This is a genomic window from Flavobacterium sp. GNP008, from assembly GCF_056428965.1.
Genome location: NZ_JBWJVL010000044.1, coordinates 1 through 257 on the forward strand (window position 1 = coordinate 1; position 257 = coordinate 257).

Annotated in this window: 1 protein-coding gene; it reads left to right on the top strand. The window is 63.4% G+C overall.

Annotated features, from left to right (window positions below; all coding sequences use genetic code 11):
- Positions 1-231 (top strand): helix-turn-helix domain-containing protein (locus AC0608_RS13820; RefSeq protein WP_478289480.1); only part of this gene is annotated, 231 nt, incomplete at its 5' end.
- Positions 232-257 lie beyond the last annotated feature (26 nt).

A 257-nucleotide genomic window follows, 5' to 3' on the forward strand; every position in this document is an offset into this window, starting at 1 on the left:
TACCTGTATGCCTCAAGGCCCGCCGAGACGGTGCTGCGCAGCGACGCCCCGGACGTGCCCCAGGATCTGGATGCGGCGCTGGCGGAGGTGGAGAAGGGCTACATTCTGGCGGCGCTGCAGGAGAGCAACGGCGTGCAGGCCGCAGCCGCGGCGAAGATCGGGATTTCCGAAAGGAGCTTCTGGTATCGGCTGAAGAAGCTGGGGATTCAGGTGGACAAAATAGTGCGCTGAGAGGGATTTTCTGTGGGAGCGGCAGT